The organism is Microvirga sp. P4_G7 (assembly GCF_056401005.1).
The window spans coordinates 1-2,124 of record NZ_JBFUKD010000639.1 but is presented as its reverse complement, the minus strand read 5'-3'; the positions used below and the strand labels follow the sequence as shown (position 1 = coordinate 2,124).

Below are 2,124 nucleotides of genomic sequence, written 5' to 3'. Positions count from 1 at the left end.
GGCCAATCCCATGACGGTCGCAGCCAGGGCACCCCGCCATAAGCTCTTGTTATATCGGCTCATTATTTCCTCCTTCGAAGCTTCTCACTCGTGATAAGCTCGGTGCCGCAAACCCTAGTGGGGGAGGAGCGTCGCGGCAAGCAGTCCCGACTTTATTGCCGTTCGACCTTCGCTTAAGACGTCCCTAGTGAGCATCCTGTCCGAGTCGTTCCCGCATTCCCCGTCAGCCTCTCGCGGCCGTCTAGCCGATGCGCTTTGGCGCGTGGCGATGGTGCTGCTCGCCGTCATGCCTTTGGGAATGAGCATCGCCCATCGCTCGAGCCCGTTGTTTCTCGGATTGAGCGCCTTGTTCGCCTTCGCCGCTTTGGCTTGCGAGGGTGGTGTTCGCGCCTTTTTTCGTGAGACATCGGCGGCAATGCGCACGCCGCTGGGCATGGCGGTTCTCACCTTTGCCGCATGGAGCTTCCTGTCACTGACCTGGAGCGAGGTCCGCGACACGTCTGCATCGGCCTTGTTCGAATTCTGGCTTCCCGTCGTCTTCGCCTTCGTCCTCGCCTTGACCCTGTCGCGGCGCGTGACGCCAGGGGCGTTCTGGCTCCTCGCAATATCCGTAACAGCGGCGCAACTCCTCATGCTGATCGATCTGCGCACCGGTTTGTCGGTTCGCCGTGCGCTCGGGATGCGGTGGGACAGTTATATCTTCAACCGACCAAGTCTCACCCTTCTGGTGCTCCTGCCGCCGCTGGTCGGATGGTTGCTGGGCACCGTCAGAAGTGGACAGGCGCTCAGTCTCGCTTTTCTCGCGGTCATCGCCTTGGCCATCTTCAATTCCGACAGCGGCGCCGCGACGCTGGGACTGCCCGTTGCGATCCTCGCGTATCTCGCCGTGTGGATCGCGCCTCGGATGGCGATCCGCCTCGGGCAGGTCCTCATCGTCGCGACGCTCGTGCTGGCGCCGATCGTCGGCCCGCTTGCCGACCGGTTGATTCCGGCTTCCGTGCACGAGCATCTGGCCGCCAATCATTCGCGGGATCGCGTCGACATCTGGTTGAGTTTCGACGCCGCGATCCACGAGGATCCGATGCTCGGCGCAGGCTTCGGCGTCAGCCCGAGGCTGGGCGAGACGACGATCGCCGCCCGTGTACCGCCCGAACGGCGTGTCCTGTTGTCGGTCGGGCATCCCCATAACGCCGCCCTACAGATCTGGGTCGAGCTGGGATTGGTCGGGGCCCTCCTTGCCGGTCTCGTCGGCGTTCTGACCTTGAGTGCAATCGGCCGACAACCCACATCGATGAAAGCGCTGAGCTTGGCGCTGGCTGCCGGCGCCGTCGCTGTCGCAATGGTCGGTCATGGGGCCTGGCAGGGCTGGTGGGCTGCGGCGCTCGGAGCGGCTGTCGTCTGGTTGAGGGCGCTGCGCCTTTCTCGGGAGATCAATCGATGAATGCCTACGATGTCGACCTGTTCGTGATCGGCGCAGGGTCGGGTGGCGTTCGCGCCGCGCGGATCGCGGCGTCCTATGGTGCGACGGTGATGGTGGCAGAGGAATTCCGGGTCGGCGGCACCTGCGTCATCCGCGGCTGTGTGCCGAAGAAGCTGATGGTCTACGCCAGTCGTTTCGCCGAGGAGTTTCATGAGGCGACCGGTTTTGGCTGGTCCGTGCCGGACGCCCATTTCGACTGGGCAACCCTGATCGCCAACAAGGACGTCGAAATTGCGCGTCTCGAGGGCATCTATCGGGCCAATCTGGAGAGAAGCGGCGTCAAGATCGTCAACAGTCGCGCCGTGATCGAGGACGCTCATACCGTTCGCCTGCTTGCGACCGGCACGCTGGTTCGCGCGCGGACGATCCTCGTGGCTGTCGGTGCGCATCCGACCATGGAGCCGCCGATCCCCGGCGGCGAGCTGGCGATCACCTCGAACGAAGTTTTCCACCTCGCGACTCAGCCGAAGCGCGTTCTCGTGATCGGAGGCGGCTACATCGCGGTGGAGTTCGCCGGAATCTTCGCCGGCCTCGGTAGCGAAACGACATTGCTTCATCGCGGCGACAAGCTCTTGCGTGGGTTCGACGAGGATGTTCGCGATGCCCTTGGCGACGCCTACACGAAGCGCGGTATCGACGTGGTG

At 63.7% G+C, this 2,124-nt stretch carries 2 protein-coding genes; both read left to right on the top strand.

Annotation, left to right across the window (positions count from 1 at the left end; genetic code table 11):
- Nucleotides 1-187 precede the first annotated feature (187 nt).
- The gene (locus AC1DT3_RS18965) at nt 188-1,441 is read left to right on the top strand and encodes an O-antigen ligase family protein (RefSeq protein ID WP_477466771.1); all 1,254 of its coding nucleotides are present in this window, start codon (nt 188-190) and stop codon (nt 1,439-1,441) included.
- A partial coding sequence (locus AC1DT3_RS18960; protein WP_477466770.1) for an FAD-dependent oxidoreductase occupies nt 1,438-2,124 on the top strand: 687 nt, incomplete at its 3' end. The genes AC1DT3_RS18965 and AC1DT3_RS18960, both read left to right, overlap by 4 nt.